14 protein-coding genes and 1 pseudogene are annotated in these 15,291 nt (G+C 69.9%); 14 read left to right on the plus strand and 1 reads right to left on the minus strand.

Annotation, left to right across the window (positions count from 1 at the left end):
- Window positions 1–6 precede the first annotated feature (6 nt).
- The 11 genes and pseudogenes from ABT288_RS11955 to ABT288_RS12005 all read left to right on the plus strand — a co-directional run bounded on the left by ABT288_RS11955 (window position 7) and on the right by ABT288_RS12005 (window position 11,762).
- Window positions 7–798, plus strand: coding sequence for an anti-sigma factor (locus ABT288_RS11955; protein ID WP_351605544.1), 792 nt, complete (start codon window positions 7–9; stop codon window positions 796–798).
- A gap of 1,383 nt (window positions 799–2,181) precedes the next feature.
- Entirely contained in the window at window positions 2,182–2,604 is a 423-nt protein-coding gene (locus ABT288_RS11960) for an ATP-binding protein (protein ID WP_228623664.1), read from the plus strand.
- Between the two features lie 286 nt (window positions 2,605–2,890).
- The gene (locus tag ABT288_RS11965) at window positions 2,891–4,525 is read left to right on the plus strand and encodes a vanadium-dependent haloperoxidase (protein ID WP_351605546.1); all 1,635 of its coding nucleotides are present in this window, start codon (window positions 2,891–2,893) and stop codon (window positions 4,523–4,525) included.
- A 405-nt stretch (window positions 4,526–4,930) separates the two neighbouring features.
- Window positions 4,931–5,032, plus strand: a pseudogene (locus tag ABT288_RS11970) (hypothetical protein); the annotation flags it as partial.
- Between the two features lie 115 nt (window positions 5,033–5,147).
- Complete coding sequence (locus ABT288_RS11975; RefSeq protein ID WP_351605549.1) at window positions 5,148–5,351, plus strand: hypothetical protein; 204 nt, start codon at window positions 5,148–5,150, stop codon at window positions 5,349–5,351.
- Window positions 5,352–5,523: 172 nt separating this feature from the next.
- Complete coding sequence (locus tag ABT288_RS11980; protein WP_351605552.1) at window positions 5,524–5,868, plus strand: carboxylesterase family protein; 345 nt, start codon at window positions 5,524–5,526, stop codon at window positions 5,866–5,868.
- Window positions 5,869–6,381: 513 nt separating this feature from the next.
- Window positions 6,382–7,122 (plus strand): SDR family NAD(P)-dependent oxidoreductase, encoded by a 741-nt coding sequence (locus ABT288_RS11985; RefSeq protein ID WP_351605554.1) that lies wholly within the window; start codon window positions 6,382–6,384, stop codon window positions 7,120–7,122.
- Between the two features lie 395 nt (window positions 7,123–7,517).
- Window positions 7,518–7,733 (plus strand): ferredoxin, encoded by a 216-nt coding sequence (locus ABT288_RS11990; protein ID WP_067051804.1) that lies wholly within the window; start codon window positions 7,518–7,520, stop codon window positions 7,731–7,733.
- A complete protein-coding gene (locus ABT288_RS11995; protein WP_351605557.1) occupies window positions 7,717–9,099 on the plus strand; it encodes an NAD(P)/FAD-dependent oxidoreductase in 1,383 nt (460 codons plus the stop codon). Before ABT288_RS11990 ends, ABT288_RS11995 begins: the two co-directional genes overlap by 17 nt.
- A 35-nt stretch (window positions 9,100–9,134) precedes the next feature.
- On the plus strand, window positions 9,135–10,352 hold the full coding sequence (locus tag ABT288_RS12000) for a cytochrome P450 (RefSeq protein ID WP_351605560.1): 1,218 nt from the start codon (window positions 9,135–9,137) through the stop codon (window positions 10,350–10,352).
- 231 nt (window positions 10,353–10,583) lie between these two features.
- Entirely contained in the window at window positions 10,584–11,762 is a 1,179-nt protein-coding gene (locus ABT288_RS12005; RefSeq protein WP_351605563.1) for a Gfo/Idh/MocA family oxidoreductase, read from the plus strand.
- Window positions 11,763–11,854: 92 nt separating this feature from the next.
- Here ABT288_RS12005 and ABT288_RS12010 read toward each other — a convergent pair whose 3' ends face one another.
- On the minus strand, window positions 11,855–12,832 hold the full coding sequence (locus ABT288_RS12010) for an Lrp/AsnC ligand binding domain-containing protein (protein ID WP_351605566.1): 978 nt from the start codon (window positions 12,830–12,832) through the stop codon (window positions 11,855–11,857).
- A 114-nt stretch (window positions 12,833–12,946) separates the two neighbouring features.
- Between ABT288_RS12010 and ABT288_RS12015 the strand changes: the two genes are divergently transcribed.
- The 3 genes from ABT288_RS12015 to ABT288_RS12025 are packed head-to-tail and all read left to right on the plus strand — an operon-like array spanning window position 12,947 to window position 15,265.
- Entirely contained in the window at window positions 12,947–14,401 is a 1,455-nt protein-coding gene (locus ABT288_RS12015) for a carboxylesterase/lipase family protein (protein ID WP_351605569.1), read from the plus strand.
- A gap of 14 nt (window positions 14,402–14,415) precedes the next feature.
- Window positions 14,416–14,670 (plus strand): putative antibiotic biosynthesis monooxygenase, encoded by a 255-nt coding sequence (locus ABT288_RS12020; protein WP_351605572.1) that lies wholly within the window; start codon window positions 14,416–14,418, stop codon window positions 14,668–14,670.
- Between the two features lie 46 nt (window positions 14,671–14,716).
- Window positions 14,717–15,265 (plus strand): sigma factor-like helix-turn-helix DNA-binding protein, encoded by a 549-nt coding sequence (locus tag ABT288_RS12025; protein ID WP_351605574.1) that lies wholly within the window; start codon window positions 14,717–14,719, stop codon window positions 15,263–15,265.
- Window positions 15,266–15,291: the final 26 nt, after the last annotated feature.

Consider the following 15,291-nt stretch of genomic DNA (forward strand, 5'->3'; position numbering starts at 1 on the left):
GCGACCATGAGTGCGGAGCACGACGCCCTCCGGCTGACGCTGGGAGGTTACGTCTTGGGCACGCTGCCCTCGGCGGAAATGGAACAGGTGCGCATCCACCTCGCGGCATGCACCGAATGCCGGGCCGAACACGCCCAGCTGGCGGGATTGCCTGCGCTGCTGGCGACGGTGACCGAAGCCGAAGCCTCGGGCCAGACGGTGCCGGCGGCCGAAACGGACCTGACCGACCGACTGATGGTACGGGCAGCCGAAAGCGCGCAGGGCTCCCCGCTGCCCGAACGGCCCGCCGCGCCCGCGGTGTCGAAGACCCCAGAGGGGGGTGTGCTGGAGAGGCTGCTCCAGCAGGCTGCGGCCAGGCGCCGCAGGTCTTGGCGTCTGCAACTGGCCGGCGCTGCAGTCTCGCTGACGTTCATCGCGGCAGCGGCTGGTGGCACATGGCTGGCGGCCATCGGATCCGTGGGCAGTCAGGCGAGGCCGCCCGGGCCGACCGCGCCGACCGTCTGGCGCACCTTCTCCGGGAGCGACCCCACCACCGGCGTCTCCGCCTCGGTGAAGGTCTCGCCCTCTGCCTGGGGCAGTGTTCTGCAGATCTCCGCAGGCGGGGCGCCCGCCGGAATCACCTGTCGGCTGCAGGCGGTCGGGCCAGGCGGGGCCAGGACGGACGGCGCTACCTGGCGGGCAGGCGAGTACCCTCCCGGCACCACGATCCCAGGAGCGGTCGCCATGGCTCCGGGAGCCATCGAGCACTTCGAGATCCTCGCGGGTAACGGTCAGAAGCTGGTCACCATCCGAGCGTGATGCCAGACCATGGCGGTCATGTCACTGGGCGGCCGGTCGCCCAGTGGCATGACGGCAGCAGCAGGGCGTGAGGATTGGTGGCACAAGAGGCCAAGACGACGTCGCCTTCGAAAGGCCGGGCGCTCCGCGGCGAGGGACCCCGGACATTCGACAAGCACCGGGCCGCCCTCAAGACCGGTGGACCGAGCTGGAGGGGCGCGCACAGGACGTCCAGCTGATGGCAATGGAAGAGGTTTCTGCCCGTGACACCGGCTGGACGGGCACGCTCGTGATCACTGTAGCCCCTCGATCCCGCCGCATCGCGTGGCTCCGGGATCTGCGGGACCGTCCGACAAGGGCTCGCGGCCGATGAGTGTGGCGGCCTCGGAGGCCGACACCGGCACCTGTATGGCCGAGGGGCTGAGCGGCAGCCAGCGCGCGGAGGCGGCTGATGGTCGAGTCGGCCGCCGCCGGCCGGGAAGGATCACCCCCGGCCAGGTTGATCAAGGTGAAGGCCATCCGCGTACGCGATCAGCAGGTCGAGGGTCGAGGGGTGGGTTGAAGCAGCCATCCGATCGATCTGTCGGGGGTGGTGCCACACATCGCGGGGCCGGTCAGCTGCGGCGGCTGCTTCCCCTGCACGACCTGTCTCGGGCGGCTGTGTCGGTACCGGGGCAGTTCTGCAGCTCGGTCGTGGGGCTCTGGCCTGCTTCCGTCACGCGACCTCCGCAGGGGCAGGCCGGTCATCCCGCGCCGGGCCCCGCGGGTGCCGGCCGCGTACACGGGCGGGCACGGCTGTGCGAAAGAGGTGCGGCGGCATACATCCCCGCTTCCGCCGGAGGAGGCGAAAACCGACACCCTGGCCCCTCTCGCGACGCGCCGACGGTTTCCGGGCCCTGGTCACTCTCGCCCCCGCTCCGTCGAACCGGCCCAGTCCACAGCTGACTTCATGCATGAGCGGGCCGACGGGGCGCGCACGACACTACTTTTCCCGAAGTCCGTACAACCCGGAGAAGAGGATCCATCACGTCTGCACGCGGAGGACCGCGATCCAGCCGAAATGCAGGCACGGACGTCCGTCCCGGTCTACGGCGCGACGCTTCCACGGGGTCGTCCGGAAGACCACGGGCGAGGGGACCGAGCTGCCGGTGCCCAGTCCAGCCGCGCAACAGCGTGCTCTGGACAGAGGCAGCTGAGCCCAGACAGGCGCCGACATTGACATGACTCGCAAGAATCGGAACAAAAAAGGCAAATCGCTCGAACCGTCCGGCATGTGTCGTCCGTGGAACTGATTGAGCGCGCCCACGCAGGATCAGGATCCGGCCTACCGACCACCCCCGAATTGCTTGCGGTCACCCCGTTCCGGTCTCCGCACATCGACAGAAGAGCCAGAAGACCATGTTCGTGACCGATTCCCCCAGCCCGACTTCACTGCTCGGCCGGCCCTGCCGCCGCCATGCACTGCTCACCCTGCCGGCGCAGGAGGCGCACGTCTCCGCCGCTCGTCACTTCGCAGCCGATTTGCTGGAGACCTGGAGTGTGCCCGCGGGTGAGCGGGACTCCGCCATTCTCATCGTCGACGAACTCGCCGCCAACGCTGCCCAGTACGGCCATGAGCGCATGACCCTGCTGCTCGCCCTCGACCACGAAACTCTGCACATCGTGGTCACCGACTCCGGCGCGGCCGTGGAGCGTCATCGCCCCGGCATCGCCTCCGACGAACACGGCCGTGGCACCGGCATCGTCCAGTTCCTTGCCCAGTCGACCGAGATTCGCCAGACACGCAGCGGCCGCGAAGTCCGCGCCTGCCTGAGGTGCTCGCCATGACCGGGCCGGACGCTCCGCACGAGCTGCGACCCCCTGCCGGGGCCGGCACTGCAGCACAGCGACGGGCTACCGGGGGCGGCCGCGGCGTCGGGTCACCCGACGCCCCCGCCGAGTGGTCCTTCGCGACCCACAAGCCGTGTCCCATCGACGGCTGCCCGGGCCCGGCCCAGGTGCCCATGCGGTCCGCGGCCCGCCCATCGGCACTCGATCGCGGCGGCCCCCACCACAACACGGTGCTGTGTCAACGCTGCGGCGCCGGCCCCTGCGTACCGGCGGAGGTGTGAGCGTGGACGTCACACCGAACAGCGGCAAGGGCATCGACGCCCCGCCCTCGCACGAGGCATATACGCATGCGCCAGATCTGCGCCGCGAGATGCACCCAATGCTGGCCCCCGGAGCCGAACGCGCCTGGCTGCTACGCCGGAAGGCCCTCATGGACCGGAGGGCCCTGGACGACCCCGGCCCCGTCGCAGCTGCCGCGGAACCCGCCGAGCAACTCGTCCTCCACGACCGCCGCCATCTCGACCTGGCTGCCGGCCCGCACCACCCCGACACCATCACGCTCGCGTGGCCGACACAGATGAGCCACGCGCATGACCGCCAGTTGTCACAGCCCGCCACCAGCGACAAGGAGCCACAGAACATGGGTGGAAAGCAGAAGACACTCGCCATACTTGCCGGAGCCGCGCTGGCAGCCGGACTCGCCGGCCCGGCCTTCGGGTCCACCACCGCTCACTCGCCGGCCCTGCGCACCGCCGCGACGGGGTCGGGGATGTCGGTCGTGGAGTGGAACCGCGAGCTCGTCACCATCCTCAGCAATCCGAAGGCGCAGCCGTCCACCGTCCAACCCACGCGCAGCTTCGCGCTTCTGCAGGCTGCCGAGTACGACGCGGTGGTATCGATCACCCGGGCCGGCCCCGCCTACGTGTTCTCGGTGACGGCGCCAAGAGGCGCTCGTGCGGACGCCGCAGCGGACCAGGCGGCCCACGATGTGCTGGTCGCCCTCTACCCGGCCAGGCGCGCAGGCTTGAACCAGCGGCTGAGCAGCCAGTTGTCCGCGATATCCGGCGGCCCGGGCAAGCAGGCGGGTATTGGTGTGGGAGCTGAGGTCGCCCGCAGGCTGATCACCCTGCGGTCCAATGACGGATCCTCAGCCAAGCCGCCGCGGTTCCGCCCCGGCGACAAGGCCGGGGACTACCGGCCCACCCCTCCCAATTTCCCGACACCGGTGTTCACCGACTGGGGCTCGGTCAAGCCGTTCGTACTGGCCGACGGACGGCAGTTCCGCCCGGCACCGCCGCCGGCCGTGAGCAGCGCCGCGTACGCCACCGCCTTGAACGAGGTCAAGAGCCTGGGGAGCAAGACCAGTAGCACCCGCACTCCCGATCAGACGGCAGCCGCGAAGTTCTGGGCGGCGGCACCCGTATGGAACGTCTGGAACCAGATCACGCAGAACCTCGTCACCTCCCAGAACGCGAACCTGGAGAAGGCGGTGAAGGTCTTCGCCCGGCTCGACCTGTCCCTCGCCGACACCGCGATCGCGATGTACGACGCCAAGTACGCCTACCGCGTATGGCGGCCCGTGACCGCCATCCGGCTCGGCGGTACGCACTACAACCCGAGCATCGTCGGGGATCCCAGCTGGACCCCTCTGCTGCCGACCGCACCGGATCCGTCCTATCCGGGCGCTCACGGCGCTCTCAGCCAGGCTGCGGCAACGACGCTCGCCGGACTCTACGGGGCGCGGCATCATTTTGCGGTGACCTCGAAGGGCGTCACTCGAACCTTCACCGGCTTCCAGGACGCCGCCACCGAAGCGTGGCTCAGCCGGATCTGGTCCGGCCAGCACACCTCCCTTGACAACCACGCGGGCCAGCAACTCGGCGCTCAGGTGGCCGACTTCGTGGCAGGTCGGCTCTGACCGCACCGCCACGCTCCAACCATGCACATGGTAGGGCCGAGAAGCCAGTGGTCCCGGCGCATCGGGTACCACTGGCTCGGGCCACGCTCAGAGGGCGGCCAGTCTCCGCGCCGAGGGCCCGCAGCTGCCGGCCGGCAGGCCGGACGTCTGCCCGCAGGAAGTCCTGGCTTCCTGTCACCGCGACGCACTGACCGAATGACTGTCGCGGTCGGGCCCACCCGGTCGCCCCCGGTCGCTGAGCGCGGGCCCGCCCATGTCACTGTCGGCGGACCCGCAGTCGGGGGCCTCGCTCGAGTCCCCGTGGGTACCTCAACACCTGTGGACCTGCAGGAGGTTCGAACCGCCGATCGGATCGCCCGACCAGTCGGTCGGACGCCATGATCGTCGTCTCGGGTCGACTACCGGCTCGGCGCTTTCGGCTGTCTGCGCTCCCCGGGGATCCCCGAAGGCAACCTCGGCGTCTCCGACCAGCTGGCGGCGCTGCGGTGGGTGCGGGACGACATCGCCTCGTTCGGCGGGGCACACCGGCCATGTCACCCTGGCCGGCCGGCCCGCGAGCGCCCACAGCGTGCAGTGCCTGCTGGGCATGCCCGGGACCGAGGGCCCGTTCCACGGTGCCATCGTGAACAGCACCTCGGCAGGGCTGAGCCTCGGCGAGGCCGACCACGCCAAGCGCGCCGCCGAGCGTTTCCTCTCCCGGCTCGGCACGAATCCGCGCGATGCCCCGGTGTCGGACACCCTGGGCGCCCAGAGCTCCGTCGCCCGAGAAGCCGCCGGCAGGCTCGGGCTCGACTCCGTCCACCGTTCGTGCCGGTCGCGGGCGTAGACCCGCTCCCGGACCGCGCGGCCTGGACCGACGTTCTCACCCGCCGGGCACCCGGCCTGGACGTCACCATCGGCATCACCGAACGGGAGATGGTCGCCCTCCACGCCGTGAACCCGGTGCCGCGCCGGGTGCGCGAGGTCCCGTCCCGGGCTCCGCGCTCGCCGCCGACGGCGTGGAACACGCCGCGAGGGAGTTCGCCTTCGCCCGTCCCTCCCGTAAGCCGGCCGTCCAGCTCAGTGAGGCGGGCGCCCGCGTATGGGCCTACCGGTTCGACGCCGCCGCCCCCGACTCCGTCTTCGGCGCCGCCCACTGCATCGAACTGCGCTTCCTCTTCGGCACCGACGCCGACTGGGCCGACGCCCCCATGCTCGCCGGCGTCCGCCCGCAGGACATCGAGCCCCTCGGCCGCCGTGTGTGCACCGCCTGGCTCGGCTTCATCCGCACCGGCACCCCCACCACCGACCCCCCTGGCCGCAGCACACAGCGCACTCCTCCTCCACTTACCACTGCAAGCTGAAGCCCCACGGTCACGGGACACGTGCCCGATGCACCGCCGACGTCTGCCGACGTGAAGCGAGGCTCGCAGCCGCACCGAGTGCCTGATGCGCACACACGCCGCCTGGCCCCATGGCCGTCGCGCGACAGCCGTATGCCGGACTGCTATGGGCGAGTTCCGGCGGGACGTCGAGCAGCCGCGCCAGGCGCCCGAGCGGGGCCGTCACGCTCGCCGGCCGGGTACCCGGAAGTCTGCGTCACCGTCAGGACCGGGGCAATGGCACGCCGGACAGCGGGGGTGGCGCCTCCACCCCCCGGCGGCAGTACGGCGCGTACCAGTCGCCCGCGGACGTGATCAGCGAAGGCGAGCTCGCCGGCCTCCCAAGACCGCGTGGGCCACGGCCCCGGGCTGGACCATGATCAACGATCTGTCCGGCGTGGGTCCGTCGTCGCCATGGCATGAACCATCAGGATCATCAGTTACACGAGGAACAACCGACAGCATGTCGTTCCTCTCGGCTTGGAGGAGCTTTTCATGGCTGCAGAACTGGACGGATCCACCGCTCTTGTCACCGGCGCTACCGCCGGCATCGGCCGGGCCGTGGCCCTGCGCCTGGCAGCGTTGGGGGCCTCGGTCATCGTCCACGGGCGGGACGAGCAGCGGGGTGCGGAGACCGTCAAAGAGATCGCTGCCGCAGGCGGGAAGGCCCGGTTCGTTGCTGCGGATCTGAGTAGCTCTGAAGACGTCCTGCGTCTTGCCGCTGAAGCAGGCGAGGTGGACGTTCTGATCAACAACGCCGGTATCTACCGGTTCGCCAGTACGCCGGACACCACCGCCGAGATGTTCGACGCTCAGATGGCCGTCAACTCACGCGCGCCGATGCTCCTGGTCGGTGCCCTCGCTCCGGGAATGGCTGAGCGGGGGCGTGGCGTCATCGTGAATGTGAGTACAGCGGCGGCGACCACGCCGGTGCGGGAATCGGGCGCTTACGGGGCCTCCAAAGCTGCACTCGAACTTCTCACACGAGTATGGGCTGACGAGTTCGGCGCCCAGGGCGTCCGCGTGAACGCCGTGGCTCCGGGCCCTGTCCATACCCCCGGGACGGAGGAGATGGGAGGTGAAACCCTCCAGGCGATCGGGCGAACCACCGTACTGGGGCGGGTCGCAGACCCGGAGGAAATCGCGGAAGCGGTTGTGTTCCTTGTTTCGTCCCGCGCCAGCTACATCACCGGCGCGGTTCTCGAGGCACGCGGCGGACAGCTCGCGATCGGATGACTTTGGGCTGGGCCGCGATGGATATGCCAAACCCGACGCCCATGCCCACGATGTCTGCCTCGACCCGCAAAGAAGCTGTTTCTGATCCTGGCGTGAGCAGTTGACGCGGTGTGGTTACGGCAGCAGCAGGCGAGACGATGACCGCTTCCCAAAGCATCCGGTAGCCATGCCGGCCACTGTCGGTCTGCATTCTTCGTGATCCCCACACTCATCTCTTTCGCGGCGCCTCCGTTCCTGGTGCCCGATCGCAGCCTCATTCCGGCCCGCATGCGCGCGTTCTCGAACACCCTTGCCCGCTGGATCCGGCCCCGACGGAGTAGCCGGGCGAGCACCTGGCGCGTTCCGGAGCCTAAATAGAGACAGGGGGCTCGAGGCGACGGAGGGAGAGGCCTGGGATGCGGATCGTCGTGGACCTCACCCGCTGCCAGGCGTATGCGCAGTGCGTGTTTCTCGCACCGGAGATGTTCGAGCTGCATGGCGAGGAAGCACTGCTGTACCGCCAGGAAGTCCCGGACGAGCAGCTGGAGCGCGTGCGCCAGGCCGCTGCAGCGTGCCCGGTCCAGGCGATCCTCGTGGGTGAGGCGGTGACCGCCGGTGCCCGGGCCCGGTGACCTTCGGGAGGGCCCCATCGTCGTCGTCGGCGCGTCGCTGGCCGGGTTGCGGGCCGCTGAGGCACTGCGGGAGAGGGGCTTCACCGGCTCCCTGACCGTGGTCGGGGACGAGCCCCACCCGCCCTACGACAGACCGCCGCTGTCCAAGCAGGTTTTGCTCGGCATGTCGGCGGCGGACACTACCGGGCTGCCGATGCGCCGCGACCCGGACGCCGACTGGCGCCTCGGAGTGCGTGCCACGGGGCTCGACCCGGTCGGCCGTCAGGTCCTGCTGGCCGACGGTGAGTCCCTGCCCTACGACCGGCTGCTGATCGCCACCGGAACCCGGGCGCGCCCCTGGCCCCAACCGGAGCAGGCCGCCCTGGACGGAGTCTTCACCCTGCGCACTCGTGACGACGCCGGGTGCCTGGCCGAGCGGCTGACCGCCGGACCGCGCCGGGTGCTGGTCATCGGCGCAGGCTTCACCGGCTCGGAGATCGCCTCAGCCTGCCGGGAGCGGGGCATCGAGGTCACAGTCACAGAACGCGGCACCGCACCGCTGGTGGGTGCCCTCGGCGGCACACTGGCGAAGCTCGCAGCCGGCCTGCAGCGGGCCCACGGCGTGGACCTGCGCTGCGGAGTGACGGTCACCGCGCTGTGCGGGAACGCCGGCGGGCGGTTCACCGGAGCTGACCTCTCCGACGGCAGCCACATCGACGCGGACGTGTGCGTCATCGCCATGGGTGCGGTCCGCAACGTCGAGTGGCTGGCGGATTCCGGGCTGGCGGCGGGCCCGCACGGGGTCGCCTGTGACGCGGGGTGCCGCGCTTTCGACATGTACGGAATCGTCACCGACGATGTTTTTGTGGCTGGCGACGTCTCCCGTTTCCCCCACCCGCTCTTCGATTACCAGATGCTCTCCTTGGAGCACTGGGGCAACGCGGTCGCGCAGGCCGAGGTGGCGGCCCACAACATGATCAGTCCCGGGCCGCCGCGGCGTCCCCACCTCGCGGTTCCGGTCTTCTGGTCGAGTCAGTTCGGGGTCAACATCAAGTCCGTGGGTGTCCCTACCTACTCCGACCAGGTGGTCATTGCCCAGGGCTCGCTCAGTGAACGCCGTCTGGTGGCGGTCTACGGCTACCGGGGCCGCATCACTGCCGCCGTCACCGTCAACATGGCCAAGTGGCTGGAGTACTACCAGGGCCTGATCGAGAGCGCCGCCCCGTTCCCGCCTGCGCCCGGCGCTGCCGACGGCCACCCGCTGGTGACCGAATTCGCGCTTCCCTCCGACGTGCCGGATCCGAAGGGACTGTCCCACGGCCCCACCGTCGCGCTGACCGGTCACCTGCCGGACCGCCGACTGACCGTGGTCCGGCCCACTGGCTGACCCCTCCGTCCTTCCCTGTCACGAGGAGCCCGTCGATGGCTGTCGACACCCTGCTGGAACGGATCACCGACTACGCCAACCGCCCCGACCCCTACCCGCTGTACGCCGAACTCCGCGAGGCGGGCGTGGCGCGGCAGACGGACGGCAGCTACCTGGTCGGCGGGTACTACGACATCGTCGCCCTGTTCCACAACCCACGGCTCAGCTCCGACCGCCGCAACCGCGCCGGCACCTACAGCGGCCTGCCGGCGGAAGAGGAAGAGCCCCACCCTTTCATCCGGCTCGACGACCCCGAACACCACAGGCTGCGCAGCCTGGCCACACGGCCGTTCGGTCCCCCGCACAGTCCGGGCCGGATCGACGCTATGCGAGACGAAATCACCCGGATCACCGACGAACTGATCGAGTCGCTCCAGGGACGTACGCAAGTCGACATCGTCGACGACTTCGCCTACCCCCTGCCTGTCACCGTCATCTGCCGACTCCTCGGTGTACCGCGCGAAGACGAGCCGACCTTTCGGCAGTGGTCCACCGCCATCACCGACTCCGGCGACATCCGGCCCGGCGAAGACCTCACCATGAGCCAACAGGCCGGCAACCAGGCCAGAGCGCAGATGGGCCGCTACCTGGTAGACCTCGCCGAACAGCGCCGCGGCCATCCGGGGGACGACATGCTGTCCGCGTTCGTCAATGACCCCGACCCGGCCGGAGCGCTCACCCGCGAGGAACTGGCGGCCACCGCCGTGCTGCTGCTCGTCGCCGGACACGAGACCACGGTCAATCTGATCACCAACGGCGTACTCACTCTGCTGCGCCACCCCGACCAGTTGGAGCGCCTGTGCCGTGAACCCGACCTGCTTCCCGGCACAGTGGAAGAACTGCTGCGCTACGAGCCCCCGGTCCATTTGCTGGACCGCACGCCCCTCACCCACGTCGACGTCGCGGGCACGACCATCCCCAAGGGCGTGCCCGTGGTGCTCGCGCTGGCCTCGGCCAACCGTGACCCCAAGCGGTTCCGCGACCCCGACCGGTTCGACCCCACCCGCCGGGACAACCAGCACCTCGGATTCGGCAGCGGCGTCCACATCTGCTACGGCGCGCCCCTCGCCCGGGTCGAAGCCCAGATCGCCCTGGGAGCACTCCTTCCCCATCTCACCACCGCAACCCTGGTCGAAGACCCTCCCCCCTACCGGCACAGCGCCGTGCTGCGCGGCCCCCGGCACCTTCCCATCGAGCTGGCTCCGTCGCCGTAGACGCAATGAACCGCCTCGCCCCAGGACGCGAAGTAGAGCAGCGCCGGTCGTTCGTTCGGTTGTTCCTCGGCCGGTTCGGAGGCGCCGACGCGCCGCAGGGGCAGGGCGCGGCGGAGCGAGCTCGCCGAGTGAGGTTCCGCTGTAACGAACGGCAAGCCGATCGACGTGTAACTGACCGTGTTGCTCAGACCGTGTCCTCCATGGCTATGGGCCGCTTTGAGATGAGAGAGCATGACCACGAACGCCGGGGCGCACATGACGTCCACTTCCCCTCATCGGGAGCCGATCCGCGTCGGTGTCGTGGGTCTGAGCGCGAGCGGCGGGTGGGCGGCCGCTGCCCATGTGCCCGCACTGGCCGGGCTCGATGGATACGAGTTGCGGGCGCTGAGCGCCAGCAGCGCCGAATCGGCGCGTGCGGCCGGCGAGAAGTATGCGGTGCCGCTGGCCTACGGCAGCGCGGAGGAGCTGGCCCGTAGTGAGGAAGTCGATCTCGTGGTGGTGACGGTGAAGGTTCCGCATCACCTGGAGCTCATCCGGCCCGCGCTGGAAGCGGGGAAGATGGTGTTCAGCGAGTGGCCGCTCGGTGCCGACCTCGCGCAGGCCGAGGAGTTGGCCGGCCTCGCGCATCGCAGGGGTGTGCTCACGGCCGTCGGCCTGCAGGCCCGGTCGGCTCCGCCGCTTCGGTATCTGCGGGACCTGGTCGCCGACGGCTACGTGGGGCGGGTGCTGTCGACCAGCATGCTCGGGTCGGGCTGGATCGGCGGCGCCACCTACGACGACAACTATGCGTACGTGCTGGACGTCACCAGCGGCGCCACGCTGCTGTCGATCCCCTTCGGGCACTCGGTCGACGCGCTGGCCATGGTGCTCGGGGAGTTCCGTGAGGTGTCGGCTGTCATCGAAAACCTGCGCCCGGAGGTCACCCACGTCACGAGCGGGGCGGTCGTAGCCAAGACCGCAGAGGACCAGATCGCCGTCACCGGGGTGCTTGAGTCGGGGGCCGTAGCCGCAATGCACATCCGCGGTGGGACCTCACGCGCCACCGCGTTTCACTGGGAGATCAACGGCACGGACGGCGATCTCATCGTCAAGGCCGACCAGGCCCAGTGGTGGTATGGGGGACTGCGGCTCAACGGAGCCCGAGGAGAGGACGGCACGTTGACCGAGCTGCCGGTTCCCGCCCGCTATCAGCGGTCGCTGACGCAATGGGCCGAGCGACCCGCCGAGCCCGCCTGCAATGTCGCCCACGAGTACGCGCTTCTGCGCGACCAGATCACCGGGAACCTTGCGCCGGACGAGGACGGCGTTCCCGACTTCCGGCACGCCGTCCGGCGACACCGCATGCTGGAGCGGATCCGAGAGGCGGCGCGCGCGGGCCGGAAGGTCACACTCGCAGAGCAAGGCTCGTAGGCCCCGAAGTGAGTCGGGTCGGGAGCTCGACCGTTTTGCCCTCGCGAGAATGCCACGGTTCCGGTGGTGCCTACCCGGAACCTGTGATCGGCTCAGAGGCTGCCCGGGCGGACCAGGCCGGTCCTCTTCACCCCGGTCAGGATGGGGGTGACCTCAAGGGTGGTGATGTGTTCGAGGGCGCCGATGGTCTCGCTCAGGAAGTGGTAGAGCGCGTCGAGGTCGGTTGCCGCGACAGCCACAAGGAGGTTGGCCGAGCCGGTGGTGGCGGAGGCGAAGCGGACCTGTGGGTGGCGGCTGAGCTGCTGGCCCGTCTCCTCCAGGCCGCCAGGTGCGACGGTGATCCACAGAAGGGCCTCGGTCCGGATGCCCAGCCGGGCCAGATCGACTTCGGTCGCGAGCCTGAGTACCTGGCCGCCCACCAGTGCCTCTACCCGGCGGCGAGCGGTCAGGGCGGTGGTGTCGGCGCGGCGCGCGAGGTCGGTGTAGGAGGCTCGGCCGTCCTCGATCAGTGCGGTGATCAGCTGGTGGTCGAGGGGCTGGAGGACGGGGCGGGTAGGTGCCGCGGACAGGTCGGGCCGCAGGCTGGTCAGTTCGGTCTGTGTCAGCAGGCCGCCGCTCCAGTCGAAGGCGGCCGGGAAGACCCGGAGCAGGACGTGCGAGGTCCAGGACTGGACCGCGGGGGTGGCGGGCAGGTCGCGCAGCAGCAGGTTGCTGCGGGCGTCCGGTCCGTCCAGGAACAGGACGGTGCAGATCTCGTCGCCGCCGCCGAGGACGTCGACCCAGATGGTGTCGGGACGGCGGGCGAGGGTGGCGGCGATGGCGCTGATCCGGTTGGGCCGGCAGCGGATGCGCAGGGCCAGCGGAATCAGCTCGGGGAAGTGCACGGGGTTGCGTACGGCCGTGGCCCGCAGCGTCCCGTCGCCGAACAGTGGTGCAGCACGGCGTACGACAGTGCGCTCCGAGATGCCCAGGACCCGGCCGACCGTGCGCCAGGAGGCACGCGGAGCGGCCAGCATCGCGGCGGCGATCCGACTGTCCGTTTCATTCAACAGATGGCGCACTCTCTCCATGGATTGAGATCATATGTACTTTTTCCTCGATCCAGATGGTCATTTCTGGCTCAGATTCTCGCCTCGGCTTAGAAACGTCTCAGAGCAACCGAGACGAGAGAGCAGGTGAGCACGATGACCGGCATCGAGCACACGGTGGTGGACACCGACCGGGGCAAGGTCAGGGGAGTTGCGGAGGGCGAGGCGGTCTCCTTCCGGGGAATCCCGTACGCCGCGTCGCCGGTCGGCGAGCTGCGGTTCGCGCCGCCGCAGCCGCACCCGGGCTGGACGGACGTGCGGGACGCGGCCAAGGCCGGCCCCTCCGTTCCGCAGGCGGCCTCCCGGCTGGAGAAGGTGCAGGGGCAGCGCGTGCCGGACTGGAACGAGGACGGCAGCCTGACCGTCAACGTCTTCACTCCACGCCGGGCGCTGGCGGACGGTGCGGCCCGACCCGTCCTGCTCTGGTGGCACGGCGGCGGCTTCACCAGCGGCTCCGGCGGCTGGGACTGGTACGACGGCGGCCGCCTCGCCGCGCTGGGCGACATCGTGGTCGTCACCGCCAACTACCGGGTGGGACCGCTGGGTTACCTCTACCTGCCGCAGATCGGCGCAGCCAACCTCGGCCCCCAGGACCAGGCCGCCGTGCTGCGCTGGGTGCAGAACAACATCGCCTCCTTCGGCGGCGACCCGCGCACGGTCACCGTCGGCGGGCAGTCCGCCGGAGCGTACTCGGCCCTGTCGCTTGCGCTCGACCCCGAGACGAGCGGGTCCATCACCCGGGTGCTGCTGCAGAGCGGCCCCTTCGGCCTGAACCCACAGGATCCGCACCAGGCCGCCGAGAACGCCGACGCCTACCTGCGCTTGCTGGACATCCCAGTCGGCACTGATGCCGCGAAGGCCCTGCGTGCCCTGCCGGCCGAGCAGCTGCTGGACGCCTACGGCCGCCTCTCCGTCCAGCTCGCGGCTCCGGGTAACGCGGCTCCGCCAATGTACCCGGTCCTCGGTGCCCCCGGCATGCCCCGCACGCGGCAACAGGCGCTCAGTGACGGCGCTTTGGAGGGCAAGACCCTGCTGATCGGCACCACCCGCGACGAAGCGACGGCCTTCTTCGCCTTCGACCCCCGCATCCAGAACCTCACCACCGACACCGCCCTGGACGTCCTCACCGCCCAGGTCGGCCGACAGGCCGCCCTGGACGTTTATCAGCAGCACGCCGCCCGCCTCCCGCAGGCGACACCGGCGCAGATCTTCACCTCGGTGCAGACCGACGGCCTCTTCCGCGACGGCTCGCTGGAGATCGCCGACCATCACGCGGCCGGCGGCAACACCACCTACGTCTACCAGTTCGACTACGCCCCCGCCGAGGACCCGTACGCCCTGGGCGCCACCCACTGCGCCGAACTGCCCTTCCTCTTCAACACCTTCGACGCCTACCCCGGCAGCCCCGTCCTCGCCGGCGCCGGCGACGCCCAGCGCACCCTGAGCCTCGAATTCGCAACCGCCGTCGCCGAATTCGTCACCACTGGAACGACCAGCGACTGGCTGCCCTACGCGCCCGCGACCGCAGCCCGCATCCGCCACTTCGGCTGAGAGAGGAGACCGTCATGAAGCACATTTTCCGCACGCCGGCCATGCCTCACTGGGCCGAGTTCCTCACCTTGCTGGTCACCATCTACTCCTCGGACCGGCTGTACTCCCTGACCATCGCCGACCGTTTCGCGGACTGGAACCAGTGGGTGCGCCCATTCCCCTTCACCCTGGCCTCCATCGCGCTCCTTGTCTTCTTCGTGATGCCGGGCGCCGGCAGGCTCTGGAAGACCCTGTACGCGAAGGCCCTGCACACGGCCGCCGCCCACTGAACCCCGCCGATGGCCGGCGTCCCGCACCGGTGGGACGCCAGCCGCGGTGGAGCAACTGCCCGAGCCGCTGCGGCTGGTGCTCATGCTGCGCCACTTCAGCAACATCACCTCCTACCAGGAGATCCCCCACGCCTGCGAGATCCCGGTCGGTACGGTGCGCAGCCGCCTCAACCAGGCCCGGGCGAAGCTCTCCCAGGTGCTGCTGACGACCGCCACACACGTGCACGACGACGCCTCCCGGCTCACCGAGGAGAGCCGGCAGGAGGCCGAGGTCACACTGGAAGGCGCCCGGCGCGGCTGCCAGCCCAGGGAGATCCAGGAACTGTGGCCGCCGGAGACCGAACTGGTCGGTGTCCTGGGCACGCCGGGCGAACGCTGCCATCCGTTCCCGGCCATGCGAAGGAACCGGGACAAGGGCGTCACCCAGCATCTGCGCCGTGTCGTGGCCAGCCGCTCCGTCACCATCTGGGAAATGCACGTCACCAACCCCGCCGGCATCCCTGACCCCTGCCCGCCGATCCTCGCCTGGCTCATGATCCGCCGCAACAGACGAGTCCAGACACTCCGCGTGGTCTTCCCCCAGGCACAGCGATGAAGGGCCGGCGGATTCAGTAGCGAACG

Origin of the sequence: Streptomyces sp. NPDC001093, from assembly GCF_040298985.1 — a bacterium.
Taxonomy (GTDB): Bacteria; Actinomycetota; Actinomycetes; order Streptomycetales; family Streptomycetaceae; genus Streptomyces.

What these genes read in the sequence shown, in the direction of transcription:
- ABT288_RS11955 (WP_351605544.1), top strand. Translation starts at nt 7, where the DNA reads ATGAGTGCGGAGCACGACGCCCTCCGGCTGACGCTGGGAGGTTACGTC.
- ABT288_RS11985 (WP_351605554.1), top strand. Translation starts at nt 6,382, where the DNA reads ATGGCTGCAGAACTGGACGGATCCACCGCTCTTGTCACCGGCGCTACC.
- ABT288_RS11990 (WP_067051804.1), top strand. Translation starts at nt 7,518, where the DNA reads ATGCGGATCGTCGTGGACCTCACCCGCTGCCAGGCGTATGCGCAGTGC.
- ABT288_RS12000 (WP_351605560.1), top strand. Translation starts at nt 9,135, where the DNA reads ATGGCTGTCGACACCCTGCTGGAACGGATCACCGACTACGCCAACCGC.
- ABT288_RS12005 (WP_351605563.1), top strand. Translation starts at nt 10,584, where the DNA reads ATGACCACGAACGCCGGGGCGCACATGACGTCCACTTCCCCTCATCGG.
- ABT288_RS12010 (WP_351605566.1), bottom strand. Translation starts at nt 12,832, where the DNA reads ATGGAGAGAGTGCGCCATCTGTTGAATGAAACGGACAGTCGGATCGCC.
- ABT288_RS12015 (WP_351605569.1), top strand. Translation starts at nt 12,947, where the DNA reads ATGACCGGCATCGAGCACACGGTGGTGGACACCGACCGGGGCAAGGTC.
- ABT288_RS12020 (WP_351605572.1), top strand. Translation starts at nt 14,416, where the DNA reads ATGAAGCACATTTTCCGCACGCCGGCCATGCCTCACTGGGCCGAGTTC.